The following is a 4122-nucleotide window of genomic DNA, read 5'->3' on the forward strand; positions in this document are numbered from 1 at the left end:
CCACCGCCAATACGACAGCGACCGCCTGAGCCAGGCACAGCCAGCACCACCGACCTGCCCCAACTCACCTACACCATCGGCAACTTGACAAGGCCCAGCACGTTCTTGATGCCGTCCACATCGACGCCGATGACGAGGTGGGCGGACTTGTTGGTGACCATGCCGCCGTCGCGGACCTTCACACTCAGCGCGTCGATGTAGAGGATGGGGTAGACCTCGTCAACTGGCCTGTTCTGCCAGGCAGTTATCTCGTCCGCGACCACGTCGGTAATCTTCGATACCAGGGAGGCGACCTTGCAGCCGGTGTCGCGGGCGACGGTCAGGGGCAGGGCGCCGATGGAGGCGGGCTGGTTCACCACGACGAGGACGGTTCCGAACTTGGTCTTCAGTTTCTCGAAGACGTCCCGCAACTTCGGCTCGGTGTTGGGCAGTTGCTTGTCGAAGACCTTCTTTCCGGCCGGGGTCAGCCCGTTCCCGTGGTGGGCGCTCTTGCCGACGTCCAGGCCCAGGAAGACGCCTATGTCGTCGCTGTCGTTCAAGCCGTCCTCCCGAACGGATGTCGTGTGTGCTGGCCTGGGCGTTGGCGTCGTGCGCGCATACACGTTATGCAGACCTGCCGCCCGCGAGCTGTCCGGCATTGCGCCGGACCGGGTGGTAGTCGGACCTCTCATCAGCGTCTCCAACGGCGCCTCTCGGGCCCGGCGGCACTACCCCCCAGGTCATCGGTTCGTCAGGGGGGAACAGCCATACCGGGCCCGGAGGCCAGCGGTCCTCTTGCAGGACCGCGAAGAACATAACGGGGGGTCAGGAGCCTGTCGCAGCGTCCCACAGGTCGCAGTGGTGTTCTCCTGGCAGTGTCGTTGTGGTCGTGTTGCCGCCTGCGGAGGCGGTACGCAGCTGAAGCACCTGGCCCCCGCTGGTGGTGTGCTCCGGCATGGCCGGCTGTCCCTCGGCGTGCGGGGCCGAGCCGTGGATGAAGGATCCCCAGTACGCGGTCATCTGGGTGGCCAGGGTGCGTTGTTCGGCGTTGAGATCCGCGGAGCGGCCGTACGGCTTGAACAGGTAGTTCAGCTCGGCTGCGTGGGTGGCGCCGAAGTCGAAGTCGGTGCCGGCAGGGACACCGACGGGCAGCGGCGAGGTGCGGTCGGCGAACTCATAGGCGTAAGCCTGGCCTCGCTGGGCCAGGCGCGGGTTGGTCCGCAGTGCCGGGCAGGCGAAGAGCTGGTCACCGAAAGCGGCGGCGTAGGCGTAGCTGGGCCGCGGGTATGCGCTCAGCGGGTAGCGGTCCAGGGCCTGGCTGCCGGTGTGTTCGCCGAACGCGGAGGTGAGGGCCCCGGGGTAGGCGTCGGCGGTCAGCGGGGTGCCTGCGCGGTCGAACATGTCGTAGGCGAAGCTCAGGCCTTCCTTGCTGTTGGCGCCGTTCATGACGGGGACGCGGGAGGCGCGGCCGGTGGTGAAGGCCTCGGCAGGCTGGAGCGGGAGCTCTGGGCCGCCAACGGTGTAGTTCCAGACCTCGGGGCCGCCGGTCTGGGCGTCGAGGATCTCCTTGGCGGGCTTGGCCCGCAGACAGTCGGCAGCATTCGCCGGCTCGGTGCAGCCCAGCTTCGCGGCGAAGGCGAGGCCGTCGGTGACGGCCGTCTCGCGGGTCTTGCCCCGGCAGTCGGAGTAGGCGCCGCTCTGGATGATGGCCGCCCGGTACAGGCCGTGGCCGGCGGGGGAGGCGAGCTGGCTGCAGACCGCTCCGCCTCCGGCTGACTCGCCGGCGATGGTGACCTGGGTACGGTCGCCGCCGAAATGGCCGATATTGGCCTGCACCCAGCGCAGCGCGGCCTGCTGGTCGAGCAGGGCGAAGTTGCCGGTGGTGCCGGGAAGGGTGAGGAAGCCCATGGCGCCGAGGCGGTAGTTGAGGGTGACGACGACGGTGTTGGTGCGGCGGGCGAAGGTGTCCGGGAGGATGTCGCGTCCCGCGCCGCCTACGTTGGCGCCGCCGTGGATCCACACCATCACTGGCAGCCTGCTCACCTCGGTGGCGGCTGTGGGGGTGTAGACGTTGACGTCAAGGCAGTCCTCGGTCGTGTGCTGCGTCTCATAGCCGGGCAGATACCAGGCGTTCTGCGCGCAGTAGTTGCCGTAGCGGGTGGCGTCCTTCACGCCCTGCCAGTTCCCGGCGGGCCGGGGCGCCTGCCAGCGCAGCTCACCGGTGGCTGGCTCAGCGTAGGGAATGCCCAGGAACTGCCGGCCCTCGACGGTAGCCTCCCCGCGCACCCAGCCGTTCTCGGTACGGACCACAGCCGGCACATCAGCAGGGGCGTCCATCGGGGCGGCCTGAGCGGGCAGCGGAGCAAGCACCGTGAAGGCGACAGCGGCACACAGCACACCCCGGCGCGCCCGGCGCAGGAATCTTGCAGACAAGGACATAGGTCTCCTTGGTGGCACGAACATGATCGGAGACAACTATGCTGACCTTCGTAGACCCGCTGGAACGGCCACCACCACTTATGGCCGAAACAGCCGTGGCCCCAGTTCCCGCCGCCTGGTCATCCGCACCGGCAAGAAACGCGGCCGGCACCCGTCCCCCGCGACCGTCATGCGCATGCTACGCGAGCACGACGAGCAGAGCGCCGCGGACCTGCTGGAACCGGCCCTGTGACCACGACCGCGCACGGGGAAGTCAAGGCCCCACCGGGGCAGAATCCGTAAAGCCGCTGGTCACCGCGCCTGCGGCGGGGGGATGATGAGCCCCGCAACGAACGTCACGAGAAGAAGAGGAGCGGCGCCATGCTGCCCAAGCTCTCCGCCGAGGCCCGCGCCGAGGCACTGAAGAAGGCCGCCGCCGTCCGCAAGGAACGAGGCGAAATGCTCGCCGCCTTGAAGGGCGGGAAGGTGTCACTGAGCGAGGTGCTGGGACGCGACGACACGGTGATCGGCAAGACCTACGTGAAGCGACTGCTGGAGTCGCTGCCCGGCATCGGCAAGGTCCGCGCCGGCCAACTCCTGGACAACCTCGAAATCTCCGAACGCCGCCGCGTCCAGGGACTTGGCGCCCGGCAGAAAGAACGCCTGCTCGAACTCTTCCCGCCGCAAGCCTGACCGACCCCTTCCGCCGGAGAAGGGACCGTCCCGGTGGCACGGGGGAAGCCACCGGGACGGGATACCCACCATCGTAGGGCCGCGGCGCCCGCAGCGGGCGGCGGCTCAAGCGCCGGTGCTGTCAAGTTCGCGGAGGCGGTCGGGTAGCCGAGGGGAATCGCACCCCTCGGCTCCCACAGATCCGTACGTAAACCTCTCGGTTTATACGGCTCTTGTCACCCTGGTCACCAGACGGCGGGCATGGTGGTGGTCCACTTCCAGTGCGCGAACAGCTTCGGGTACTTCTTGGTCACCCTCAGCCACGCCTGATGGGCCTTCTTCCGTGCTCGCAGCCGCTTGTACTTCGCGCGGACCCAGCGCATCAGGTAGGCATTGATGCGCGTCAGGAGCCGATACAGCTTCGACCTGTAGAACTGGCCGTAGTACTGCATCCAGCCCGCCACGATCGGGTTGATCGCCTTGGCGAGCTCCTTTTCGGTGAGGTTGACCCGATGATGCAGCCGCCAACCACGAACGACTGCGCGAGTCTCTTGAGGGCATCGTTGCTGATAGCGGGCAGGAAACCGAGAGAACGCCGCCCATTCCTGTCCCGCACCTGGCGCGGCTGGAACGTGAACCCCAGGAACGTGAACGCGACGTGCTCGTATGAGCCGCGCCGCGAACGGTCCTTGCAGTACACGATCCGGGTCTTGTCGGGGTGCAGCCACAGCCCGACCTTTTCCATCCTGTCCCCGAGCGCCGCCAGGACATCCTGGGCCTGGCGCTCGCTGACGCAGTGCACGACCGCGTCATCGGCATACCGCTCGAACGGCACGCCCGGGTAGTGCCGGGTCAGCCAGGTATCGAACGCGTAGTGCATGAACAGGTTCGCCAGCACCGGTGAAACCGATGAGCCTTGTGGGGCAATGCCGCGTAGTTAAGAAACGGCGAGGATTTTGATGTTGGGCGGGTCGGAGTGGTGGATGGTAGTTTCGGTGCGGAGTTTCTTTCTGTAGGCGTTCACGTGGACGCGTTTGACGGCTCGTGGACTGG

Annotated in this window: 4 protein-coding genes and 1 pseudogene; 1 reads left to right on the forward strand and 4 read right to left on the reverse strand. The window is 67.2% G+C overall.

Annotation, left to right across the window (positions count from 1 at the left end; all coding sequences use genetic code 11):
- Positions 1–89: 89 nt before the first annotated feature.
- Positions 90–539, reverse strand: a pseudogene (locus ACZ7NC_RS44705) (transposase); the annotation flags it as partial.
- Between the two features lie 265 nt (positions 540–804).
- Positions 805–2412 carry a carboxylesterase/lipase family protein gene (locus tag ACZ7NC_RS44710; protein WP_471497954.1) on the reverse strand — a complete coding sequence of 536 codons (1608 nt, stop codon included), beginning with the start codon at positions 2410–2412 and terminating at the stop codon, positions 805–807.
- A 366-nt stretch (positions 2413–2778) separates the two neighbouring features.
- On the opposite strand from ACZ7NC_RS44710, the gene mihF reads away from it, so the two are divergent.
- Positions 2779–3090 (forward strand): integration host factor, actinobacterial type, encoded by a 312-nt coding sequence (gene mihF / locus ACZ7NC_RS44715; protein ID WP_471497958.1) that lies wholly within the window; start codon positions 2779–2781, stop codon positions 3088–3090.
- Between the two features lie 224 nt (positions 3091–3314).
- Here mihF and ACZ7NC_RS44720 read toward each other — a convergent pair whose 3' ends face one another.
- Both ACZ7NC_RS44720 and ACZ7NC_RS44725 read right to left on the reverse strand, forming a co-directional pair.
- Positions 3315–3590 carry a group II intron maturase-specific domain-containing protein gene (locus ACZ7NC_RS44720; RefSeq protein ID WP_471497961.1) on the reverse strand — a complete coding sequence of 92 codons (276 nt, stop codon included), beginning with the start codon at positions 3588–3590 and terminating at the stop codon, positions 3315–3317.
- Positions 3473–3967, reverse strand: a complete 495-nt coding sequence (locus tag ACZ7NC_RS44725; RefSeq protein ID WP_471497965.1) for a reverse transcriptase domain-containing protein — start codon at positions 3965–3967, stop codon at positions 3473–3475. The genes ACZ7NC_RS44720 and ACZ7NC_RS44725 overlap by 118 nt, the downstream gene beginning before the upstream one ends.
- Between the last annotated feature and the right edge of the window lie 155 nt (positions 3968–4122).

The sequence above is a fragment of the Streptomyces sp. NPDC111802 genome (genome assembly GCF_055634335.1).

Coding starts and splice junctions, on each gene's coding strand:
- mihF (WP_471497958.1), top strand. CDS start 2,779: ATGCTGCCCAAGCTCTCCGCCGAGGCCCGCGCCGAGGCACTGAAGAAG.